Source organism: Geomicrobium sp. JCM 19039, assembly GCF_000698145.1.
Lineage (GTDB): Bacteria > Bacillota > Bacilli > Bacillales > Marinococcaceae > Geomicrobium_A.
Genome location: NZ_BAXB01000004.1, coordinates 103,058 through 125,722, shown reverse-complemented (window position 1 = coordinate 125,722; position 22,665 = coordinate 103,058). Strand labels below are relative to the sequence as shown.

The window sequence follows — 22,665 nt, the reverse complement described above, 5'->3', positions numbered from 1 at the left end:
CTGACACCTCCAATTAAAGAATATTCTGATTTATAAACTGAGACAGCTTACACTGCCTTTATTCATAATCATACCACGTAAGACCAATGGACTTCTCACCAAGATGCGTGCCAATGACCGGGCCGAAGTATGAAATAGACACTTCAATTTGATCGTACTTCGACGCTAACGTCGCTTTTATTCTTTCCGCTTCTTCAGGGGCATTTGCATGAATGACACATGCTTTCATTTTCCGCCCTTTTTTCGCAGTTTCATCTAACATCTCAAGCACACGATTTAACGCCTTCTTGTATGTCCTTACCTTCTCGTATGGAACAATAACTTTATTCTCAAAAGCTAGGATTGGCTTGATCTTCAATGCACTACCAATCAAGCGCTGGCACTGCTTAACCGGCCTCCGCGATGAAGATGATTAAGGTCGTCAACGATAAAGTACGCTCGCATTGTTTGTTTTAATTCTGTCAAATTGGCAAAAATCTGGTCAATATCGTCACCATGCTCGGCCATTTCTGCGGCTCGTTTCACGTAAAAAGCTTGCGGCTCACAACTAATTTCACTATCAAATGGATACACTTTCGCAGACTCAATGGAACGCGCAGCGCTCACTGCCGTCTGGTATGTGCCACTAATCCCACTCGATAGGTGAAAAGAAAGAATCGCATCATGATCTTCTGACAGTTGCTCAAACTTCTCGATGAAATGACCCAATGCAGGTTGGGACGTTGTTGGTAGATCCGGAGCGTTGCGCATTTTGTCATAAAATGCTTCCGGTGTTAACTCCGTCTCTTCAATTGTTTCCTCACCAAAATTCACACTTAGAGGCAAAACCGTAATATTGTAACGTTCAATGGTATCTTCGTCTAGGTACGCTGTGCTGTCGGTAACAATCGCTATTTTAGACATGCTGGACCTCACTTCTCAGTTTTGTTCCTATGTTAACTATAAGGCCTTTTGAATTGAATTGAAAGTTATTACATAAAAAAATGTCGAAGCAGATAATTATGCTTCGACATTTTCATTTACCGGACCTTTACCCAGCCTTTTTTAATTGATTCAACAACTGCTTGAGTACGGTCGTTCACGTTCATCTTCTGCAAAATGTTACTTACGTGGTTCTTCACGGTCTTCTCACTAATATACAGATCCTCACCGATCATCCGGTTGCTAAAGCCATCTGTCATTAGTTGCAACACTTCACATTCACGCCTCGTTAAGATATGAAGAGGTTTCCTGTATTCGACCTCTCGAAACCCAACTTCATGGCTGTCATGGTTCGCATTTGCACCGTTTCCAGACGCTAACCTTCTGTACTCTTTAATTAAGTTATGCGTCACCTTAGGGTGAATGTACGCCCCACCAGAGCCGACAACTTTCACAGCTTCAATTAAAGCATCTGCATCCATTTCTTTTAACAAGTAGCCGGCAGCCCTGTCTTTAGAACATGTGTCACGTACGTTTCGTCATCGTGAATGGACAGAATAAGCACTTTAATTTCTGGAAAACGTTCAATTAATTGCTTTGTCGCTTCAACCCCATTAACTCCTGGCATATTAATGTCCATGAGCACAACGTCAGGACGGTGTCTCGCAACAAGGTCAGCAGCTTCACCACCGTCGTCCCCTTCGGCTACAACATCAAAGTCGTGCTCCATCGTTAATATCCGCTTAACCCCTTCACGGAATAACTTATGATCATCAATTAATAGTAGTTTAATTTGATCTTGTTGTTGTTCTATCATTACTCAACTCACCTCTCCGCATTTCAGGTAAATTCACTTTACCCTTTTATCGCGTTAAACTATAAGCCAAACTTCTCTCCTAATCATCGCTCGTTGGCACTGTGATGACGAGTTTAGTTCCTCGACCCATCACTGATTCGATCGCAAATTCACCTTTAAGCATGTTTACACGTTCTTTCATGCCCATGATTCCAAAGCTGTCATCTTTCTTTTCTGTATGATCAAATCCTTTGCCGTCATCTGAAATGATCAGCATGATTCGGTCTGTTGTTACTTGAACCTTCACTAAGATTTGATTGGCTTCTGCATGTTTCAAACCATTCTGGACCGCTTCTTGTACGAGGCGAAAAAGAGCAACTTCTAAATTTGGTTCCATACGCGTCTCATTACCGATCACAATAAAGCGCACTTCTGTCTTATCCTCGACACGCTCGGATACAGAACTTAAATATTTCTTTAATGTGGGAATGAGCCCAAGGTCATCAAGAGCCATCGGTCTTAAATCATATATGATCCGGCGCACATCAGCGAGACTCGCTTTAATCGCATGTCGAACATCTTTCACTTCTTTCAGTGCGCTTTCAATTCCTTGATCATTATATGCCCGTTCGATGAGCTCGGCGCGAAGTAAAACATTCGCAAGTAATTGGGCAGGGCCGTCATGAATATCTCTAGCGACCCGTTTTCGTTCCGCTTCTTGAGCTTCAATAATCTTTAATCCAAACTCTTGCTTTTCTTTCGCATCCTCAACAATTTCTCCTACTTCTCGCAAATCACCGATGAGAAAGTTATGAACGACTGAAACTTGTCCAACAAGCAACTCAGCTCGTGAAATTGTATCTTCTAATTCAAGCAACCTTCGCTCAATGTGGTCCCTTCGTTCTCGATGTTGCTTTTCTTCTTGGTTCAGTACTGCGAGTTGTATTTGATGTTCGTTAGCATGCTCATAAGCTTTGCGAACTTCCTCATTACTATACTTACCGAATTCCTTACTTACTTCTGCAAGACGATTGCGGGCTAATCGTGCATGCATTTCCTTATAGTCTGTTTGTCGAATAATCTCGCTACTTTGAGTCGAAGATCCTTTAATTCGACTTCCAGCCCCGCATATTCCTTACGTGTTTTCTCGCAAATCTCGAAGATTTGCTCTTTACTGTCTCTAACAGTTTCCATCATTTGCTCGATGATTTGGTCGAGCGATTTCTTTGAACTCAATCCAAACCCACCAGTCTTTCGAATCGATAAAATTGACAGCTTGCTACGATTCGATATGATTATTTTAGCACATTCTTCAGGGTCTAAACGGCTAATAAGAAGAAAAGTTCAAGAAATACCATAATCTGCGACAGTTCTAATACAAACTGCTGACATGTCTGACAGTATCATTTTTATCGCTTTTCGTGTGTTACAAAAAGATTATAATGCAGTTACAGTCTCGAAAGGGGAATTTCCACTTTATGCTCAATTCGTACTATACGATCAAGAAAACAGGCTCAGCCGAACAGACTATCCAAAAATCACGTTTCATTACCCATATGAAGCGTGTGTCAACAGAAGATGCTGCGAAAGAATTTATTGAAGCGATTAAGAAAGACCATTGGAACGCAGCTCATAATTGCTCTGCGTATGTGATTGGTGAGAACGACGATATCCAAAAAGCAAATGATGATGGCGAGCCATCTGGCACCGCCGGTGTCCCTATGCTTAACGTCCTCCTTAAGCAAAACCTAAAAGATACTGTCGTCGTTGTTACCCGCTACTTTGGTGGCATCAAACTTGGTGCCGGAGGCTCATTCGCGCTTATGGAAGTTCAGTCTCACTCGGAACAGAAGAAATTGGTGTCGTTAATCGTCGATTGATGCAAAATTATCGTGTAGAATGTACGTATGAGTTGCTCGGTAAGTTAGAAAATGAAATTCGGCAATCGAGCTATTTACTGACAGACATTGAATATAATGAACAAGTCACGTTTCACATCGCTGTTCCTTTCGAAGAAAGGTCCACCTTTGAAAGCTGGTTGGTAGAAGTTTCAAATGATCGCGTAACCTTTCAGGCAGAAGGAACGTCTTATTTAGAAGAAGATCGATAACTGCTCGACGCAATCTGACAAATTTCCCGGGAAATAAATGATGAAATATCGGTCTTGAAGGAGGAGAAGCATGGAAGAGCGTTCCCATAAATCTAGAATAAGGATGCGCAAGAAGCGGAGGAGGAAGCGACTCGCCATCTTCCTCCTCCTTAGCGCATTTATGATCTTTGCGACCGCAGGTCTCGGATTGTTATGGATGTGGCAGCAAACAACCGGTCTCATGGGTGATACATTTGAACGAATTGAGCGATCAAATAACCCGAACGGTCAAGAAGAAGGAAGCATCGCCGACGACAACGTTTCGGTTTTATTTCTCGGTGTTGACAATCGAGACGGAGAAGTTTCTGGAATTAGTGATGCGATGATTTTGACAACATTTAATCAAGAAGAACAGTCAGTCAAAATGCTAAGCATCCCACGCGACTCCTATGTTGACATCCCAGAACGTCCTGGTCATGAAAAGATCAACCATGCCCATGCATACGGCGGTCACAACCTCGCCATTGAAACGGTTGAGAACTTTCTAGATGTTCCGATTGATTATTATGTAACGGTAAACTTTCAAGCATTCATAGATATTGTTGACACTTTCGGAGGCATTGATATTGATTCTGATATTTCCTTTAGTGAACAAGACGCCGATGGTAACCACGATCAAATTTACATCGAGCAAGGAGAACAAACCCTTTCCGGAGAGGAGGCGCTCGCGTATGCGAGACACCGCCAAACCGACGGGGTCCTTGCAAGAGGAGAACGTCACACGGAAGTGATGGTCGCTTTAATCCAAGAAGCCGCTTCCATCTCAAACATCGGAAATTATAATCAAGTGTTTGATAACCTCCAAAACAATATGCGTCATAATTTCGAGTCGTTTCAACAACTCACAGCATTCCATTCGTACGCGTCATCACTCGATGAGTTGGAACGGTTTCAATTAGAAGGAGAACCAACAAGAATCGAAGGATCCGAATACATCGTTGTGGATGACCAGTCAATCGCACACGCATCAAACATGCTAAGACGCCATTTAGACCTGGATTATGATCCATCCGCCATTCAAGATCATGCAGCACCATCGGAAGACGAACAAACATAATCTGACATTTCCTGCAAATGGATATTTACTTTTATTCTTTGAATCATGTAAAATAGATATTATGTGTATTTACGGAATGAAGTAAGCTCGGAAGGGGCCCACTGTATGGCAAGAGCAACGACGCGATCGTTACGTTTACAAAAAAAGAGACGCCGAAGAAAAAGAGTGATCGCCACACTAATCACCCTTGCTTCTGTGGCACTTATAGCTATCGGCGCCGGGCTGGGCTATGCGACTTGGAAAACAGATCAGTTTGTGAGTGATACCGATATACAGCTGGATCGTGGGAGCGTATCAAAACAGCGTGAAGCTGCGGTTGATCCTGCTGTAGACAACATCTCTGTCCTGTTTTTAGGTGTGGATGACCGTAGTGGTGAAGTCGCAGGCATCTCTGACGCAATGATACTCGCTACATTTAATCACAGCGAGGATCTGTGAAGATGCTAAGCATCCCACGCGACTCTTACGTTAGTATCCCTGGCAGGCTTCTAACGATAAGATTAACCACGCCCATTCATTCGGCGGAACCGATTTGGCTGTTGAAACTGTGGAGAACTTTTTGGACATACCTGTTGATTACTATGTGACATTAAATTTCCAAGCGTTTATCGACATTGTGAATACGTTTGATGGCGTTGATGTGGAAGCAAGCCACGCCTTCACTGAGCAAGATGCCGATGGCAACCACAATGTTCACCAGATTCAAGCCGGTGAGCAAACGTTATCTGGCGAAGAAGCTCTTGCATACGTACGCCACCGCAAGAGCGACGGTGACCTAGCCAGGGGTGAACGTCAAACGGAAGTGATTGAGGCGTTAATTGAGGAAGCGACATCCATCTCAAACATCTCAAACTACAACCAAGTATTTCTAGACTTACAAAACAACATGAACCATAACTTCGAGTCCTTTGAGAATATTATGTCCTTCCATAATTATGCGTCTGCGGTCAGTGATATTGAGCGTTACCAACTTGAAGGTGAAGGTACGTATGTGAACGGCGTATTCTATTTTGATGTTGACGACACATCCCTTGCTAATTCACGGAACATGTTAAGAGGTCACCTCGAACTCGATGATGAAAATCCGATGAATCGAACAGAAACCGCTGGTGAAAATCAAGGAAATGACTAGTGCTCTATAGGAGCACATGAACAAAACGACGATGGCAAAATCCTTCGTCGTTTTGTTGCGAAAAAAGGAATGTTCATAACAGCTGGTCAACACATGTATATATGTAATAAACTTAAAAGAACATTGTAAGCATGGAGGACAAGATGAAAATCAAACAATCGTTGATTCTTGTTATTCTTCTTCTTATAGCTGGCACCGCTTGGGGCGGGGCATACATCATTGCCCAAACTCAAAACATAACATTTGATGACCCTAATTTAGAGCACGCTGTACGAGAAGAACTACAACTGCCAGATAGCGAACCGATTACACACGATCATGTACAAGCAACAACAACATTGGACCTTTCCAATCAACAAATTAGTAATGTTACGGGTCTAGGAGTATTTAACCGCCTAACTGCACTTGATTTGTCAGAGAACAAAATTGAAGACCTTTCTCCGCTAGCTGATTTAGAGCGATTGGACACACTCACCCTCACAGGGAACCGCATAACAGACCTAGAGCCTATCGCTGGACTTTCAACGTTGACTTCTCTAAATGTGCGAGAAAATTATATTGAAACTTTGGAACCTATTGCAGAGCTAATTCATTTGACCGAATTGAATATCCGAGAGAATCGTATCGAGTCACTTCAGCCACTTTTGGCGATGGAACAACTGGAAGATTTGAATGCAAGGTACAATAACATCATTGATATTGAGCCCGTCTTGGATTTACCGATGTTAAGGGAACGACTCTACATTGAGGGGAATCCAATAGAAAACATCACGGTGTTGACAGATTTATACGATGAGGTTCAAGACATTGATGTCAGTCGACCGGAATACCATATCGACTTTTCTGCCGATGGGGCAGTTTATCAACAAGCACAAACAGTAGAAATTAATACATTGGGTAACGCTGCAGGAGTTATTCATTACACTGTGGACGGCACTACTGTTGACGAGGATTCCCCTGTTTATGAAGGCCCATTGAAGTCACAGAAAGCCAAACCATCCGTGCGCAGTTTTTCGCAGAAAACGGGGACACTAGCCCCGAAGTTGGAAATGCGTACATTATTGACGAGGACACCCATTTACCTGTTCTAGCACTCGCTACAGAGGAAGGTAACTTATTTAACGATGAATATGGCATTTATACACCAGGCGTTTATTACAACCCTGATGCGGATGATCCAGATCGCACAGGCAATTATTTTCAGAGCGGTCAACACTGGGAACGTCCAGTCTTCATGCAAATGTTTGAAACGGATAACGAAATTGCCTTATCACAGCATGCAGGTATACGCATTCACGGCGGTGCTTCTCGTGCATTAGATCGTAAATCTTTACGCTTTTATGCCCGTTCGGACTATGGAGAAAATCGATTTAGACATGAACTTTTCGGAGAAGAAGAACGAGATATTTTCAATAGATTTATACTGAGGAATTCAGGCCAAGATTGGAATCGTACACTTTTTCGAGATGCAATGATGCAATCTCTCGTTGAAGATCTCAATATGGAAACACAGTTATCCAGACCTGCAAAGCTTTATATGAATGGTGAGAACTGGGGCGTATTTAACATCCGGGAGCGATATGACCATCATTATTTCCGGTTTGCTCACGATATAAATCAAGAAGACCTTGATTTACTCGAGAACAACGCAGAAGTTGTAGAAGGTACAGACCGTGAATATAGACAGCTCGTTCATACGATGGCATCTCTTGACCTTAATGATCCCGAGGCCATTAACCACCTGGATGGCGAAATTGATCTCGATAATTTCCTAGACTACCACATCTCTCAAATATACTTTGATAACATTGATTGGCCAAACAACAATGTCAACATATGGAGAGAAAGACCAAACGGTCAATGGCGATGGGCGATGTTTGATACCGATTTCGGCTTCGCTCTCCCAACTACAGAGTCTTCTTCAATGCATAATGCAATGGATCACGCTACCAATCAATCCGTCGGTTGGTCAACATTTATGCTAAGAAAAGTGTTAGAAAGCGAAGACATGCAAACCGAATTTATTAATCGCTTTGCCCACTATCTGAATACACGCTTTGAAGAGGAGCATGTTGTTCAGCGAATTGATGATATGCAAGCGGAAATTGCTCCTGAGATACCAGGGCATATCGAAAAATGGAATGAGCCTGAATCCATTGAAGAATGGGAGTACCAGGTTGAGATTTTAAGAGAGTTTGCCATGGAGCGCCCCGCATATAACCGAGCGCATATCGCAAATCACTTTGATCTTGACGGTACGAGTGAATTAACGATTGATAATATAGAAACAAGCAACTGGTCAATTGCCACTCAGGATGCTTCCTCACTCCAAGAAGGGTGGTCCGGGGAATATTTCACGAATACACCCATCGCTTTTGACTTCGATGACGATCAGATTGAAGCTGTGTCTACAAATGACGATGTAGCATCTATTAATGATGATCTGTCAGTGGAATTGCATAACCCTGGCGAAGCAAGCGTAACATTTCGAAGCGGTGATCAAGAGGTATTGACTGTTACGTTCAACACAAGACACTTCAACCAAGAGGAACACTTCATTGAGGTGGATAGCAATGGAGAACTTCCACAATCTGAAGGTGTCGAGCACTGGGTTAGCAGCAATGATCGTCACATTACCGTCCATGAAGACGAGACGTACACATCGAACCAACTCGGAACAGCTACCCTGTTTGGTTTAAATGAAATGAATGATATCGTAGAGATTCATCACACTCACGTCGTTGATATTGCTGAACCTGGATCAACAATACTTGCTGATCAGGAGGAAGTTATTGATTATATTGGTGGCTGGTCCACAGGTGAATCAAGTGGTGGACATTTAAGCAGGCATGCTAGAGAAGTCAATGCATCTGCTGAGTTCACATTTACTGGAACTGGCTTTCGATGGTTCGGAATTCCCGATGAGGCGCATGGTCGGCAAACCTCTATTTAAATGGTGAACTGTTTGACACTATTGAACAAGGAGACGCTACCGAAGACCTTATCTATGAAATTTCAGACCTTGAAGAAGGGCAGCACACAGTTACAATACAAGTTGGCCAATTAGATGAGAATGAGCGCATTCACATTGATCAGGTTGACATTTTAGATTAAAAGAAAAGAGTGCCCCTCGAAAAATAAACGAAGGGCACTCTTTTTAATTCGGTCTTGTAAAATATAGCTGTGTAAAGTACGGACGGTTTGCATTCTCTTCATCAAATGCGATGCCGATACCTGTGTGAGTATAATGCCCTAACATCGCTTCTCGATGCCCATGTTCTGAATTCATCCAGCCTTCCACAACATCAATTGGCACTACTTGACCTCGAGCCAAATTCTCCGCTGCAGATCTAAATTCAATACTATTGTTTTCCATTCGATCAAACGGTCCGACACCGTTAGGGTCATAGTGACTAAAGTATTGATTACTTGCCATATCTCTACTATGTGCCAAAGCCGTTTCAGCTGCTCCTACATGATTTTCGAGTACACCTAATTCATGCCCTACTCTCATCGCGTTCACAAGTGCGAACAATTCTTCTTCAAAGAGGTCCCGCACATGCCCTGTTGAATCTGGATAATACTGGTCATAAGCATCTTCTACTGCTTGGTCAATGGCAAATACGCTAGAAATGGTGTTTTCTGTATGACTGTCATAATAAAATGTCACATAGTTTCCATCAATGTTATACAGACCTTTATTTTCGTTTGTAATTCGATAACGCGTATTCCCTTTTACGATAAATGTTTCAGGTTGACCGTATTCGCTTTCTACAGCGGAACGATCTGTCCCTTTCGTAATATCGTTGTCCGCTCGCCAATTTCCTTGTGGTGTCAGCGCAGCAACCACTTCTCCATTACTCACGCCGTATTGCATGTAATTGGAATAATCATCATGGTAAACGTGCACTCAAAACCATAAACACTTTGCATTGTTTTCTCGGGATGACCGTGTAAATTTACGAGCCTTTGTTCTGAATCTCCTAGCTGAACTCCTGCAAACGATCCTTCATCTCCATAAAACGTTTCATTCGTATGTTCAGGGCGGTATTCTTCATTTATTGCCCTTGCCATAAACACACTGAATTGCGCACGGCTGACGTGTTCCTGAGGTGCATAACTTCCATCACCTTTACCCGTTGAAATGAAATTCGTGACGACAGGGGCAATTTCATCGTATGCATAATGCAAGGGACTCAAATCTCTAAACTGTACGGAACGGTCTGCTTCAAGTTCAAAAGCTCTCGTTAGCACAGCACTCATTTGCGCACGATTTAGTGGCTCCCCAGGATTAAAATCACCGTTACTTCTTCCTGTCATAATTCCCGCTTCATTTACTTGCTGGATGGCTTCATAGTTGCCATGAGATTCATCCACATCATTAAAATTAGCCGAGCCAGAACCTTCAAGATTAAGCGCTCTAGACAACATAACAGCAGTCTGTGATCGTGTAATTTCTTGGCCTGGACGGAAATTCCCATCACTGAAACCACGGATAATCCCTTCATCACTTATGTAATGAATTTCTTCTTCTGCCCAATAACCTTCTGAAACGTCATGAAACGTTTGTGCATCAGCTACTGAAATTGACACAAACAAAAGCGAAGTAGATAATAGAGCAACAAATGTCTTCTTCACAAATAGTCCTCCTATGCAATTGTTAGTTTAATAATAACAAAGATTTCTAGAAATTAGGTAAGATTCCCTTATATAAATGTACGTATTCATTTATTAAACGTTTCATATCACGTAAAAACCACACCGAGATGGTGTGGTTTTTTCTAGCGATAAAAGTCTAACGTGCCTTGATAGAGTGCTTCACCTGCTCTAGCCGGGTAACCTGGTTGACGCATGATCGCTGCATCTCCACTATTTGTAACAAACCCAAGCTCTACCAATGTTGAAGTCATATTCGTATTACGTAAAACCGAGAAGTTTGCACTATCCACACGACGATGGTGCATACCTGTGTCACGAACGAGACGGTTTTGCATGACTGTTGCTAATCTACGGCTATCAGCACCATCATTAGGGTGATAGAACGTTTCCGCTCCTCTAGCACTTGAGTTAAATGCGTTCGCATGCACACTAACGAAGAGGTCTGCATTTGCACGGTTCGCAATTCTCGCTCGTTCAAGCAATTCGATAAATGTATCGTTTGTTCTCGTCATAATGACGTTTGCGCCGCCATTTTCTAAACGTTGTGCGTATTCACGGGATACTTGCAGGTTAATCGTCTTCTCAACAAGTCCGTTGCCTACAGCACCTGAGTCTCTTCCACCGTGACCTGCGTCAACAACGATTGTCCGACCAGCCAAAGGACCTGTGCCATTAGAGGCTAAGTTTAAATGATCCATGTGAGTATATGCGGTACCCCCACGGTAACTAATTTCAACCCACGGACCACCATTTACAAAGTCGTAAATATCAACTTGTGTTCCTCTAGCAAGGCGGCCAATATTTGATGACGACCCGCTTGGACGATCCCTTACGACAAGTCCATCGAAGGTTACAGTGCCTGTATCAATAACTTCACCCGCATTGATGACATTTAAATAATCAGAATGCGTGTAGGCGACTTCACCATCATACGTAATTTTCACCCATGGGCCACCATTTACATACTCGTAAATGTCGACCATTGTGCCGTTGCTAAGCTTTACGATAATATTACTTGAACCATTTGGCTGTTCCCGGACAGCAAGCCTTGTAGAAGCATCTACAACACCTGTTGCTATCTTCTCGCCAAGCTCTTCCTCTTCTTCAGGAGGAGTTGGGTTTGGATCATTTGTAACGGTGCGCAAATAATCTGCACTCGTGTAGGCTACAGCTCCGTTGAAATTAAACTTCACCCAAGGGCCACCATTCACATATTCATAAATATCGACACGGTCACCTTCAGTTAAGGATCCAACACGGTTAGCTGAACCACTTGCTGCATCACGAACCGCTAACGTATGGTGGTTAACGACCGCTTGTTCAATCACTTCATAATCTCCCTCATCTAAAGGAGGCAAAATATTTAGGTAATCTGCACTTGTGTACGCAACCGTTCCATTAAAATCGAACTTCACCCAAGGGCCACCGTTCACATATTCATAAATCTCAATTTGGTCGCCTTCTTGAAGACTACCTACACGCTCAGACGAACCACTCGCTGATGCTCGAACTGCTAACGTATGGTGATTCACCACCGCACGTTCAATCACTTCAAGAGTGTCTTCGGCTGGTTGTTCTGGTTGTTCTGGTTCTGTGCCCTCATCTTCATCGATGATTCGAAGGTGATCTAAATGGGTATAGGCAAACTGCCCATCAAATTGAATAAGCACCCATGAGCTACCTTCCTCATAATCATAGATGTTTATCTCGTTGCCTTCGTACAACGTTCCAACACGTTCAGACGTTCCACTCGCCGACGCTCTTACCGCAAGGGCATGGTGGTCCACGATGGCACGATCAACAACTTCTCGTTCCTCAATTTCCTCATCTATTTCTTCATCTATATCTTCATCTTCTGGTTCATTGTTTGCTTGAACAATATAAGAACTATGTACATAACCCGTACTAGATTGATATTCTATTTCATACCATGTACCCTCTTCATGAATATCAATGACATTTACAACTTGACCGTTTCTTAACTGGCCAATAGCCGCATTTGATGTACCAGGACCTGATCTAACATTTAGAGTTGAAGAAACGACAACCGTTCCCTCAAAAGGCACTTCTTCAACAGCTGCTTCTGCAATTGATGCCTCCCCAAAAACTCCTCCATGGATGTCAGTGAACCATGATGCACATACAAATACTGCTAACAGAGCCAGTATGGAAGCTTTACGACGCATTTGTGCCAAAACTCCTTTATTCAATTTAGTCGTTTTCCAATTACACTCCTTCCTTATTACTATATTTTTTGACCCTGAAATATAGCATATCATGGTAAAACATGTCATAACATAACAATTAGATTACAATTATGTCGAAAGATTGTAGAATTTCTAGTGATAAAATCACTATGTTTGCGAAATACGTCGACCATTCATGAACAACTCTTGGTACACTCTTTTCTTTTTTCTTCTATTCTTTTAAAATGGATGAGATGCACCCGTTGCAAAACTTCTACTTGAACATAAAAGGAGTCCGCCATGAAGAAACTTACCCCGCTATTTTTTACGGCGATATTATTAACTGGTTGTTCAACCATGGGCATGGAACGTCACGTAGCCAATGAACAAGAAATTGATATTGAAAAATACGGTTATGAAGAGGATGAGGACTTTTTACTCAATGAATCTGTCATGTATCACATTGCCGACATGAGTCGTACGGAGCATTTATCTACAAGTAACTTGCAAAGCATCTTTACCGACGAAATTGAGGCAGGTAATTATAATGAATTTATTGTGTTTTTTCGCGATTGGCGAGAAGAAGAACCTGAAGAAGCCGCACCTTTCACCAACCACTATTATGACTCTCTGTTAGCACACATTGAAAGCCCGTTCCCTTCTTCTGAACAATTAATTCCTGATGCGATTGCAACATTTGAATCTCAATACAACGCTGATCAAGAAGACGCTACCCGCCTTCTTCGCTACGCGCGTTCATTAATGGAATCAGGATATAATGTTGAACAAGGAGCCGAGTTGATCTTTAAATGGCAGGAGACTGTCCCTCAAGAGGAACTGGGTAGCGAAGGAATGTTCTCGATTGCACGTGCCCATCACCTCATTGGTGAGTATGAAGAAAGTGTAGCCATTTATGATCAGATCGCTGCACTTTCTCCAGATGATGCATTAGTCTACTACTTACAAAGCCAAGCATACCGAGAAATGGGTGACGAAGAAAGTGCACAAGATGCGATGGACATGGCCTTCTCCCCAACACGCAACTTGATTGCTAACTATGGTGACGATACGTACGATTTTTATCTACAATTCTTAGCTGAAAGCACGGAATGAAGGGAGACCTCATATGTTTAAGACCGTCAAGAAATTCATGCCAGACCATCAACAAAAACAATTAAAGAAATACGAACGGATTACTGAAGATGTTAATGCACGGGAAGAGGGTCTTCAAACGTTAACCGACGATGAACTCAAGGAAAAGAGTCATGACCTTAAATATCGAGTTCAAGAAGGGGCATCGATTGAAGATGTGACAGCTGAAGCATTTGCACTCGTAAGGGAAGCTGCCCACCGCGTTCTCGCATGCGCCCTTTTGACGTACAACTTTTCGGAGCATTGCCATTAGTCAAGGCGATATCGCGGAGATGGGCACAGGTGAGGGGAAGACGCTCGTCGCGGCACTTCCTAGCTACTTACGTGCACTTGAAGGCAAAGGCGTACACGTCATTACCGTAAATGACTATTTAGCCAAACGTGACTTTGAAACGATCGGGCAAGTTCATGAATTTCTCGGACTGACCGTCGGTCTAAATTATGCTCAACTTGCACCAGAAGGGAAACAAGAGGCGTACAATGCCGACATTACGTACGGGGTAGGAAGCGAATTCGGCTTTGATTACTTAAGAGATAATATGGCGACTTCAGCGAGTGAGCGCGTGCAGCGTCCCTTCCACTATGCGATTATTGACGAGATTGACTCGGTGTTGATTGATGAAGCGAAAACACCACTCGTCATTGCTGGAAAAACGATTGTTCATCCGAACCTTTACTATGTGTGCGCCAAGATGGCACGCTCTTTCAAAGAGGATAAGGACTATTCCTATGATCGGATTGCTCGCTCAGTAAACCTTACGGATCAAGGCATTACGAAAGTCGAACGCGCATTTGGTATTGATAATCTGTATGACCTTGATCACCATGTGCTTTACCATTTCGTCCTTCAAGCACTGCGTGCAAAAGTCATGTTCCATAAAGATGTTGACTACATTATTGACGAGGGCGCAATCAAGCTCGTCGATATGTTTACCGGAAGAATCATGGAAGGTAGAAGTCTCGGTGAAGGACTTCACCAAGCGATTGAAGCGAAAGAAGATTTGGAAATTACGCAAGAGAACAAAACCCAAGCGACGATTACCGTTCAAAACTACTTCCGGATGTACCCTACCTTGTCAGGAATGACCGGGACCGCGAAAACGGAAGAGGAAGAAATGCAACAATTGTACGGTATGGATGTAATCCAAATCCCACCAAATCGTCTACGTATCCGGGAAGATCACGAAGACATTGTGTTTTCAACCGTTGACCAAAAATACCGAGCAGTCGCTGAAAAAGTAACAACCCTTCATAAGAAGGGCCAGCCTGTCATTGTAGGAACAGCTTCCATCATTCAATCGGAGACGGTAGCTACCTACCTGGATGAAGCAGAAATTCCATATGAACTCCTCAACGCGAAAAGCGTGGAAAATGAAGTACAACTCATTTCTCTTGCTGGCCAAAAAGAACAAGTGACCATCGCAACAAACATGGCCGGACGTGGTACCGACATAATGCTCGGTGAAGGCGTGGCAGAACTCGGCGGCCTGTTTATTCTTGGAACGGAACGTCACGACAGCGACGTATTGACAACCAACTTAAAGGCCGTTCTGGCAGGCAAGGTGACCCTGGGGAAACACAACTGTACATTTCATTAGAAGACGATATGGTGCAACGCTTTTCCCGCGAAGACATTGAAGACTATACCCATCGCTCGAGATGGATGACGACGGCGTTGTTAAAAACAAAGAAGCAAAAATCATCATTGATAAAGCACAAGAAATGAGCGAACAAGGAAACTTCTCGATTCGTGAATACAACTTGAAATTGGATAATGTCATTTACGATCAACGTAAAGTTATTTACGAGTGGCGCGATAAAGTAATGGCGTCTGATGATCCCCTTTCTCTATGGATTGAAAGTTTGATATCAGCCACCGATAAACTGATTATTGAACATACACCAGAAGATGACGTTCCTGAAAACTGGCACCTTGATCAGTTAAAAGAAACGATTTCCGTTATGGTGCCCGTCATGTCTGAGTACACCTTCGCTGGTGTAGAAGAGGCGAAAGACATTCACCGGACCACACACGAAGCGCTTGATCGTTATCTAGAAATCTTAGAACCTCTGAAAGAGAAAAGTGGTGTTCAGGCACAAGCTCGGAAAGTGCTACTAAGTGTCATCGACGCCTATTGGTTAAAACAGTTAGAAGACATGGCCAAGCTAAAGGAAGGCATAAACTTACGATCTTACGGTCAAGAAGACCCATTGCGCACGTATAACAAAGAAGGCTTTGAATTGTTTACACGAATGTATGACCAAATTGAGCGCGATGCCTCCATGTATCTGGCACGCATTTTACGACCGCTAACATCCGTAACTAAAGGAGTGAAGAACCATGCGTAATTTTTTTTCTAAGAAAAATGCAGATATGAAAATGGAAGGCAGTGAAACACCTGTAGCTTCTGGTGATTATTTTTCTGGAGACGCTTCTGGTGAACACACAACAACCGCGCACGTTGACACAGAGTTATCCATTCACCCAGATTGGAAACTCCCCCAAGAAGACGTGTATTCATTCCGGTTTTTAAACATTGAATGTGATTCACTACTCCCAAATCAACTATCTATTGCTGGAATTAAACTTGACGAAAAGGACAGTGAAGAGTGGGGGCTTGATGCGACTGTTTTCTTTCGTCATAGCATGAATAAAACGATTGAGCTTGGAGAAACTACCCTCGCCCTTCTGGATCAGAATGATCAAGTTCTTGGACGAAAAACAATGAGCCTAAAAGAAGTCGGTAAACTCCCACCCAAAAGCAGCCGACCGTGGGTCATTTCGTTTACAAAAGATGAGCTAAACATCGAGGAAAAACCTGAAGACGGATGGAAAGTCGTCTTTCAGTTAAAGCCATCTGCCCGTAAACACTCATTGGACCTCGACGAAAAGTGGCAAAAAACATTGCCGAGCAAGGATATTCAAGATCTAGAATCACTTGTCGAGCGTTTAGACAAACCAAAAACGACTGAAGTTAACTTACTCGGGTTAAAGGCGGCCAAACGAGACAATGGAGACATCCAACTCATCATTCTCATTCGGAATGGTTCGGAAAAAACCGTCAACTTAGAAAAGGTTCCTCTCGTGTTAGAAGATGCTGCGGGTGATGAATTAGCGAAAGCTGTTTTTTCTCCAAAAGACTTGAAAGTAAAGGCGAACACAAGTAAGCCATGGGTCTTTATTTTTCCTGAGAAGATGATAAAGAAAGAAGACTATTCAATTGATCAGTGGAAAGTGTACATGCCGAAATCTTCTTAAACAGCCACCCGATCTATGATCCAACACAAGGCTGATATGAATCGTCATCCTTGTGTTCTATCAGGAGGAAAAATGCGCGTAAAATCTATATTTTTTATTATGTTGTTACTTGTTTTTTCACTTGGGTTATGGATGTTTGCTTACTTTCTAGCAGAAAGCCAAAACACCGCAATTAAAGATCCAAACTTATTGCATGCTGTTCAGCAAGAACTACAGTTGGAGGAACATGAAACTCTGACTGTTGATAGGATTCAGACGTTAACGAGCCTAGATGCTTCTGGAATGCAAATTGAAAGCATCGAAGGGATTGAACAGTTAGATCGTCTAACCACAATTGATTTATCAGATAATAAGATTAGTGATTTAGAATCTATTCGTTCCATCGACACGCTAGAACAAGTAGATATACGGAACAACCAAGTACATGATCTCTCACCCCTTGAAGAGTTATCACAACTACACACCATTAACTTGAGGGAAAACAACATACAAACTCTTGAACCATTAGCTGGGCTAGAGAATTTAGTGAACATAAATATTCGCGAAAATCAAATTGTAGACTTGAGCCCTCTTTCAGAAATGGAGTTATTAGAAGACCTGAATGCTCGATATAACGAAATTACTTCTATTCAACCCATTATCCATCTTCCGGCGTTACGACAACGTTTGTATGTGAATGGCAACCCACTCGAAGATGTGATGCTATTATCAGAGGTTTATGATCTTATTCTAGATATTGACATTCCTCGACCTGAATATGACATCATTTTTTCAGAAGCGGGTGGCGTATATGAGGATCGTCAAGATATAGAACTGTCCACTCGAGGAGAGGCCGACGGAACAATCCGCTACACTACTGACGGAAGCGAAGTAACGGCAGAAGATCAAGAGTATCACTCACCAATACCTGTAGCAAATAGTACAACGATTCGTGCCCAGTTGTTCACGAACAATGAAGACACGACTCTAGAGTATGGGCAATCGTACATTATTCGTGATTCGCCAACATTACCGATCATATCCATTTCTACTGACCAAGCTAATTTATACGATGAAGAGTACGGAATCTACACACCAGGGGTTTATTACAATCCAGACTCACTCGAGCCGACCGGCAATTATATGCAAAGCGGTCGCGAATGGGAACGACCGGTCTTTATGCAAATGTTTGAAGACGATGAAACCGTTTTGTCCCAACACGCAGGTATCCGTATTCACGGTGGTCATTCACGTTCGGTAGATCGCAAATCGCTACGATTTTATGCTCGGGAAGATTACGGCAATGCACGATTTAACCACGAACTGTTCGGTGAAGATGAACGTGGCGTTTTTAATCGATTCATTTTACGCAACTCAGGACAAGATTGGAATCGTACGCTTTTCCGTGACGCAATGATGCAAGAGCTTGTCAGCGACCTAAACATGGAAACCCAGCTCTCTCAGCCTACCAACCTGTACGTGAATGGCGAAAACTGGGGTATTTTCAACATACGTGAACGTTTTGATAATCACTACTTCCGCTTCGCTCACAATGTCGAAGAAGAAGACCTCGACCTATTGGAAGGAAATGGGGAAGTTGTTGAAGGGGATAACCGAGATTATCGGGCACTCATCGATTACGTTGATGCGAACGATATGGAAAACGATGAACACTTTGACGTCGTCTCTACCCAAATGGACATGGATAACTTTTTGGATTACTATATTGCCCAAATTTATTTTGGTAATATGGACTGGCCACAAAATAATGTGAACATGTGGCGCGAGCGCTGAAGGGAAATGGCGGTGGGCATTGTATGACACAGATTCTGGTTTCGGTTTACCCGCTACCGGACATACATTCGCTCATAATACACTGCACTGGGCAACGGAAGGAGCGCCTGAATGGTCGACCTCATTGTTCATCTCTTTGCTTGACAATCCATCTTTTAGAGATGAATTCATCCAGCGTTTTGCACATTATACAAACACGGTTTTCTCTGATAACAGAGTTCTTTCAACCATTGAAGAGATGCAAGCTGAGCTTGAACCAGAAATGCAAGCACACATTGACCGTTGGGGCGAGCCGCATCGCTCGAAGAGTGGGAGCTGCATGTCGAACGTTTGAGAAACTTCCAAGACGTACGTCCTGAGTATGTGCGCTCGCATCTCATTAGCTATTTTGATCTACAAGGCGATGCACAAATGACAGTAGAAAGCAGCAACATAGAGCACTGGTCAATCGCTGGACAATACGGCGGAGAACTTCAAGAAGGTTGGACGGTCAATACTTTACTAATACAAAACTACCTGTTCATTTTCCTGATGATACCGCTTATGCAAGGTCAAGTGATGAAAGTATTGCGTCTGTGACAGACGACCAAGAGATCATTTTGATAGATGAAGGACCGGCTGAGGTATCCTTTTTTGATGATAACGACAATGAGCTTCTCGTTTTATCATTTACCGTGAATCATTATGAAACCTATGACAACGAAACGATTGATACAGAAACAAGTGGAACGATTGAGCAATCGAACGCAAGCACATGGATAAGTTCATCACCCGACATCATTGAAGTGGATGATGAAGGTTCATTCAATGCTTTAGAACCAGGGGATACAACACTTATGGCTTATGATGAAAATGAACAACTCGTAGCCATTTATGAGTATTCAGTTACTGGCATTGCCCAACCTGGCAATGAGTTACCAGCAACGAGCAACTACTTGCAGTTTAGTTCTTACTGGGAGAGGGCAGACCGTGACGATATTACCGATCATGTTGCGTTCACGTCCAGACAACCTGGAGATTCCGTTCGTTTTCAATTTCAAGGGACAGGCTTTCAATGGTATGGGGTTCGTGATCAATACACAGGATTAGCTACCATCTATTTAAACGGCGAGGAAATCGATACGTTGATACGTACGGTTCTACCGAAACGAATGTGCAACTGTATGAGCTGTCGGATCTCGAATTCGACACCTACACTGTTACCATTGAAATTAATGAAGAGAACAACTCGGCTTCTCACGATCGAAATATTTATTTGAGCCAAATTACAATTGACAAATAGCCCAAAAAGCTGCACATCCAGGTGGATTGTGCAGCTTTTTGTTTGCGAACATCTTATACACTGTTTACTCTGCTTGATAATCGAGCAACCGCTTCATAAATTCAGCGAAGTGACCTCGAGAGATTGGCTCTCCTGGGCGGAATGTACCGTCGCTATAGCCCGTAGTAATACCTGCTGATGACAAGGCGCGAATGGCTTCCAGTTGCTCAGGATCTCGGCTTGATACGTCTGTGAAATCTTGCGCAGTATCATCGGCCTCCAGACCATATGCACGCGTTAAAATTAACGCCATCTGTCCACGAGTCAAATTGTTGCCAGGATTAAACTCATTTGTCGAAGACCGGCCTTGGATCCATCCTTGTTCCGTAGCGATGGCAATCACGTCAAAAGATGGATGACTTTCACGCACATCCACATACCCAGGGTTCGGAGCTGCTTCACCGACTAAGCCAAACTCTCGCACGAGCACAGCGGCAATTTGTTGTCTGGCCACATCATTACTCGGACGGAATGTGCCGTCTGAATGTCCTTGGAAGAAGCCTCTATCTACCCCGAAATATATGGCTTCTCGGTTTGGGTGACTTGAGCTTACATCTGTGAATTCAAAAGCTGGGGGTTCTTCAACAACGACCGGAATCGTCGTTGAAACTTCTCCAATCGTAATAATGACTTCTCCTTCTCCCGGTCTCGTTGCAGCAAATCTACCACGACTATCAATTCTCCCGATATTCCCTACAACTTCTTTTTGAACATCCAGACCATCATGACGAATTCTTGTTCCTTCACCATCTTTTGGAGATACATCTAATGCGACACGCTCATCCACTCCGGCAGTGATTTCTGCTGGGACTCCCCAATCACGAATAGTATCCGTTGAACGAACCGTTCTTCCAACCAATTCCTCGCCACCATGTTCAACAAATAATCGCGCGCTGCTAGCTACAGAACTAACATGAACTGTATTGCCTTCTACTGTTCCAATTGATGAGCTTACATTCAAGTCTGCTTGGGTGGATACTGCTTCACCAAGCGCATTAAGAAGAGATACGTCTGGTGTAAATGATGACCCAATTAAAAATTGATTCCCACTACCAAAGTCAATTGTTCCTTGAATAGGAGTGTTGCGATCCCCAGTATACCCAACTTGCAATGTAGACGGAACCGAACGCTGGCTACCAGGCAATGAATTTAGCACGCGTAAATCCCCTTGCTCAAGACCTACAAGCGTCGTAGAACCTCCACCATCAAAATTAAGGCTGAGTGAGCACCGAGATCTCTCATATGCCGCGCAAGATCCATGAGATTCATATTGTCAACAGTAACCATAAATACTTCGTCACCGTCACGACTGACACCGACAGCTGAGCGTTGCGTCGCAGTTCTTGCTCTCCATGAATTCGTATCCATACTAATGTCAACTTGACCGTTTCGCACGAGTTGCGGACCACTACCGAGTAACAGTTCGGCATTTCTCCATGTAGAATTAACAGTTGCTTCAACAGAGACTGTATCCCCTGGCTCCAGATGACGAAGCTGATCTGCAGCATTTCCATGGCCAGACAAAATAAAGCCTGAGCTTGGAATCCGTTGATTTCCAGGTTCTCCATAAGAGTGAATGCTTTCGACTGTACCCTCAATTTGGTCGCCAAATCCGAACGTGTTCAGCGTGTCTCGATTGGCTCCGCGAATGACGACATCCACACCATACTCGTTTGTCCCGCTCCGTTCTGTAACAAACTGCGGAGTGTACATCGTTAATGTATTTGCAGCACGCTGCGCGTTCATATTATGTATTGTAAGTGACCTTCCTGCACCTTCTCCTGATAGGGTGCTATCAAAACGATCAATTCTTGCTTGTCCGTCTTCCGTAACGCCAAAAACAATTGGGTGCTGTCGATAATGGCTACTATCTGGAGAATCGGTACCATAATTAATAATTCGGTTATGTTCTGTGATGAGACTGAACGGCAAACGATTCGTATCATTCATTTCAAAAAAAGAGGCATTGACTCCGCCAATGACTGCAAATCCCTCTCTAGATGAATCTTTTGCATGTTGCAACGTCGTTTTCAAGCGGTTGATCGGCTCTGAATACGATACACCCATCTGTGTATCGGGATTATTCAAATCTACTTTTAGATGATGATTATTTCCGCTAGAGTGATGTTCAACCCCTGGTGAAAGTGATTGCGCATTCGCTTCTGCCACAAGAAGTGGAGCAGCAAGTGCAAATACTCCTAAAGATCGAAAAAATTTAGACCTCACACTTTTCCACCTTCCTTTTTCATAGTTTTATAGA

General features: G+C 43.1%; 15 protein-coding genes and 6 pseudogenes. 12 read left to right on the top strand and 9 right to left on the bottom strand.

Features of this window, described 5'->3' with window-relative positions:
* Positions 1-58: 58 nt before the first annotated feature.
* The 4 genes and pseudogenes from JCM19039_RS06050 to JCM19039_RS27145 form a co-directional block, all read right to left on the bottom strand.
* Positions 59-903, bottom strand: a pseudogene (locus tag JCM19039_RS06050) (DegV family protein).
* Between the two features lie 116 nt (positions 904-1,019).
* Positions 1,020-1,738 (bottom strand): annotated as a pseudogene (locus JCM19039_RS06045) (response regulator).
* A gap of 79 nt (positions 1,739-1,817) precedes the next feature.
* The gene (locus JCM19039_RS27150; protein ID WP_373975168.1) at positions 1,818-2,231 is read right to left on the bottom strand and encodes a sensor histidine kinase; all 414 of its coding nucleotides are present in this window, start codon (positions 2,229-2,231) and stop codon (positions 1,818-1,820) included.
* Between the two features lie 51 nt (positions 2,232-2,282).
* Positions 2,283-2,911, bottom strand: a pseudogene (locus JCM19039_RS27145) (histidine kinase); the annotation flags it as partial.
* 284 nt (positions 2,912-3,195) lie between these two features.
* Between JCM19039_RS27145 and JCM19039_RS06035 the strand changes: the two are divergent.
* The 6 genes and pseudogenes from JCM19039_RS06035 (at position 3,196) to JCM19039_RS06015 (ending at position 9,008) form a co-directional block, all read left to right on the top strand.
* Positions 3,196-3,827 (top strand): annotated as a pseudogene (locus tag JCM19039_RS06035) (YigZ family protein).
* A 70-nt stretch (positions 3,828-3,897) separates the two neighbouring features.
* Complete coding sequence (locus tag JCM19039_RS06030) at positions 3,898-4,923, top strand: LCP family protein (protein ID WP_042424960.1); 1,026 nt, start codon at positions 3,898-3,900, stop codon at positions 4,921-4,923.
* A 105-nt stretch (positions 4,924-5,028) separates the two neighbouring features.
* Positions 5,029-5,361 (top strand): hypothetical protein, encoded by a 333-nt coding sequence (locus JCM19039_RS21700; protein ID WP_052398560.1) that lies wholly within the window; start codon positions 5,029-5,031, stop codon positions 5,359-5,361.
* Between the two features lie 55 nt (positions 5,362-5,416).
* Positions 5,417-6,055, top strand: a pseudogene (locus JCM19039_RS21695) (LCP family protein); the annotation flags it as partial.
* A 143-nt stretch (positions 6,056-6,198) separates the two neighbouring features.
* On the top strand, positions 6,199-7,146 hold the full coding sequence (locus JCM19039_RS21690; protein ID WP_052398558.1) for a leucine-rich repeat domain-containing protein: 948 nt from the start codon (positions 6,199-6,201) through the stop codon (positions 7,144-7,146).
* A gap of 143 nt (positions 7,147-7,289) precedes the next feature.
* The gene (locus tag JCM19039_RS06015; RefSeq protein WP_042424956.1) at positions 7,290-9,008 is read left to right on the top strand and encodes a CotH kinase family protein; all 1,719 of its coding nucleotides are present in this window, start codon (positions 7,290-7,292) and stop codon (positions 9,006-9,008) included.
* A 204-nt stretch (positions 9,009-9,212) separates the two neighbouring features.
* Here the strand turns inward: JCM19039_RS06015 and JCM19039_RS06010 are convergent, their stop codons facing one another.
* The 3 genes from JCM19039_RS06010 to JCM19039_RS21685 all read right to left on the bottom strand — a co-directional run bounded on the left by JCM19039_RS06010 (position 9,213) and on the right by JCM19039_RS21685 (position 12,900).
* Positions 9,213-9,965 (bottom strand): CAP-associated domain-containing protein, encoded by a 753-nt coding sequence (locus JCM19039_RS06010; protein ID WP_193744160.1) that lies wholly within the window; start codon positions 9,963-9,965, stop codon positions 9,213-9,215.
* Positions 9,917-10,693, bottom strand: coding sequence for an S-layer homology domain-containing protein (locus tag JCM19039_RS06005; RefSeq protein ID WP_052398556.1), 777 nt, complete (start codon positions 10,691-10,693; stop codon positions 9,917-9,919). The genes JCM19039_RS06010 and JCM19039_RS06005 overlap by 49 nt, the downstream gene beginning before the upstream one ends.
* A 143-nt stretch (positions 10,694-10,836) precedes the next feature.
* Positions 10,837-12,900 (bottom strand): N-acetylmuramoyl-L-alanine amidase, encoded by a 2,064-nt coding sequence (locus tag JCM19039_RS21685; protein ID WP_052398555.1) that lies wholly within the window; start codon positions 12,898-12,900, stop codon positions 10,837-10,839.
* A 300-nt stretch (positions 12,901-13,200) separates the two neighbouring features.
* On the opposite strand from JCM19039_RS21685, the gene JCM19039_RS05995 reads away from it, so the two are divergent.
* From JCM19039_RS05995 to JCM19039_RS05970, 6 genes and pseudogenes are all read left to right on the top strand, one after another.
* On the top strand, positions 13,201-14,013 hold the full coding sequence (locus JCM19039_RS05995; protein WP_042397944.1) for a hypothetical protein: 813 nt from the start codon (positions 13,201-13,203) through the stop codon (positions 14,011-14,013).
* Positions 14,014-14,026: 13 nt separating this feature from the next.
* Positions 14,027-16,401: pseudogene (gene secA2, locus JCM19039_RS05990) on the top strand (accessory Sec system translocase SecA2).
* Entirely contained in the window at positions 16,394-17,311 is a 918-nt protein-coding gene (locus JCM19039_RS05985; RefSeq protein WP_042424953.1) for an accessory Sec system S-layer assembly protein, read from the top strand. The pseudogene secA2 and the gene JCM19039_RS05985 overlap by 8 nt, the downstream one beginning before the upstream one ends.
* 72 nt (positions 17,312-17,383) lie before the next feature.
* Complete coding sequence (locus JCM19039_RS05980; protein ID WP_042424950.1) at positions 17,384-19,084, top strand: leucine-rich repeat protein; 1,701 nt, start codon at positions 17,384-17,386, stop codon at positions 19,082-19,084.
* A gap of 19 nt (positions 19,085-19,103) precedes the next feature.
* Positions 19,104-19,418 (top strand): CotH kinase family protein, encoded by a 315-nt coding sequence (locus tag JCM19039_RS26370; protein ID WP_042424947.1) that lies wholly within the window; start codon positions 19,104-19,106, stop codon positions 19,416-19,418.
* Between the two features lie 148 nt (positions 19,419-19,566).
* Positions 19,567-20,343, top strand: coding sequence for a hypothetical protein (locus JCM19039_RS05970; protein ID WP_042424945.1), 777 nt, complete (start codon positions 19,567-19,569; stop codon positions 20,341-20,343).
* Positions 20,344-20,430: 87 nt separating this feature from the next.
* Here the strand turns inward: JCM19039_RS05970 and JCM19039_RS05965 are convergent, their stop codons facing one another.
* Both JCM19039_RS05965 and JCM19039_RS05960 read right to left on the bottom strand, forming a co-directional pair.
* Entirely contained in the window at positions 20,431-21,561 is a 1,131-nt protein-coding gene (locus JCM19039_RS05965; RefSeq protein WP_042424942.1) for an S-layer homology domain-containing protein, read from the bottom strand.
* Between the two features lie 23 nt (positions 21,562-21,584).
* Positions 21,585-22,631 carry a phosphodiester glycosidase family protein gene (locus tag JCM19039_RS05960; protein WP_042424940.1) on the bottom strand — a complete coding sequence of 349 codons (1,047 nt, stop codon included), beginning with the start codon at positions 22,629-22,631 and terminating at the stop codon, positions 21,585-21,587.
* Positions 22,632-22,665: the final 34 nt, after the last annotated feature.

Bases quoted from the DNA above. Each gene is read 5' to 3' on its own strand.
- JCM19039_RS27150 (WP_373975168.1), bottom strand. From the start codon at position 2,231: ATGGCTCTTGATGACCTTGGGCTCATTCCCACATTAAAGAAATATTTA.
- JCM19039_RS06030 (WP_042424960.1), top strand. From the start codon at position 3,898: ATGGAAGAGCGTTCCCATAAATCTAGAATAAGGATGCGCAAGAAGCGG.
- JCM19039_RS21700 (WP_052398560.1), top strand. From the start codon at position 5,029: ATGGCAAGAGCAACGACGCGATCGTTACGTTTACAAAAAAAGAGACGC.
- JCM19039_RS21690 (WP_052398558.1), top strand. From the start codon at position 6,199: ATGAAAATCAAACAATCGTTGATTCTTGTTATTCTTCTTCTTATAGCT.
- JCM19039_RS06015 (WP_042424956.1), top strand. From the start codon at position 7,290: ATGCAAATGTTTGAAACGGATAACGAAATTGCCTTATCACAGCATGCA.
- JCM19039_RS21685 (WP_052398555.1), bottom strand. From the start codon at position 12,900: ATGCGTCGTAAAGCTTCCATACTGGCTCTGTTAGCAGTATTTGTATGT.
- JCM19039_RS05995 (WP_042397944.1), top strand. From the start codon at position 13,201: ATGAAGAAACTTACCCCGCTATTTTTTACGGCGATATTATTAACTGGT.
- JCM19039_RS05985 (WP_042424953.1), top strand. From the start codon at position 16,394: ATGCGTAATTTTTTTTCTAAGAAAAATGCAGATATGAAAATGGAAGGC.
- JCM19039_RS05980 (WP_042424950.1), top strand. From the start codon at position 17,384: ATGCGCGTAAAATCTATATTTTTTATTATGTTGTTACTTGTTTTTTCA.